General features: G+C 66.7%; 1 protein-coding gene. It reads left to right on the top strand.

What is annotated here, in order from left to right; genetic code table 11:
- Nucleotides 1-1191: an elongation factor Tu gene (gene tuf / locus DC522_RS33620; RefSeq protein WP_116532708.1), complete on the top strand. Its 1191-nt coding sequence runs from the start codon at nt 1-3 to the stop codon at nt 1189-1191.

The raw sequence follows: 1191 nt of genomic DNA, 5'->3' as shown, positions 1-1191 counted from the left end.
ATGGCGAAGGAAAAGTTTGAGCGGACGAAGCCGCACTGCAACATCGGGACGATTGGTCACGTCGACCATGGCAAGACGTCTCTGACGGCGGCGATCACGAAGGTTCTGGCGGAGTCGGGCGGGGCGACCTTCACGGCGTATGACCAGATCGACAAGGCGCCGGAGGAGAAGGCGCGCGGCATCACGATCTCGACCGCGCACGTGGAGTACGAGACCACGAACCGCCACTATGCGCACGTGGACTGCCCCGGCCACGCCGACTACGTGAAGAACATGATCACCGGCGCGGCCCAGATGGACGGCGCGATCCTGGTGGTGTCGTCGGCCGACGGCCCGATGCCGCAGACCCGCGAGCACATCCTGCTGGCGCGTCAGGTCGGCGTGCCGGCCCTGGTGGTGTTCATGAACAAGGTCGACATGGTCGACGATCCGGAGCTGCTCGACCTGGTTGAGCTCGAGGTGCGCGAGCTGCTGTCGAAGTACGACTTCCCGGGCGACGACATTCCGATCGTCAAGGGCTCGGCCCTGTGCGCCCTGGAGGACCGCCAGCCGGAGATCGGCCGTGACGCGGTGCTCAAGCTGATGGCCGAGGTCGACCGCTACATCCCGCAGCCGGAGCGTCCGATCGACCAGCCGTTCCTGATGCCGATCGAGGACGTGTTCTCGATCTCGGGCCGCGGCACGGTGGTGACGGGCCGCGTCGAGCGCGGCGTGATCAAGGTCGGCGAGGAAGTGGAGATCGTGGGCCTGCGCGACACGCAGAAGACGACGGTGACCGGCGTCGAGATGTTCCGCAAGCTGCTCGACCAGGGCCAGGCGGGCGACAACGTGGGCGTGCTGCTGCGCGGCACGAAGCGCGAGGACGTGGAGCGCGGCCAGGTGCTGTGCAAGCCGGGCTCGATCCGGCCGCACACCAAGTTCAAGGCCGAGGCCTACATCCTGACCAAGGAGGAGGGCGGCCGCCATACGCCGTTCTTCGGCAACTACCGGCCGCAGTTCTACTTCCGCACCACCGACGTGACCGGCGTGGTGAAGCTGCCCGAGGGCACCGAGATGGTGATGCCGGGCGACAACATCACCATGGAAGTCGAGCTGATTGCCCCGATCGCCATGGAAGAGAAGCTGCGCTTTGCCATCCGTGAGGGCGGGCGTACCGTCGGCGCCGGCGTCGTCGCCGCCGTGATGGACTAA

The organism is Microvirga sp. KLBC 81 (assembly GCF_003075415.1).
In the GTDB taxonomy this organism is placed as follows: Bacteria; Pseudomonadota; Alphaproteobacteria; order Rhizobiales; family Beijerinckiaceae; genus Microvirga.
The sequence above is the reverse complement of the archived record's forward strand: the minus strand, read 5'-3'. Positions and strand labels throughout refer to the sequence as shown.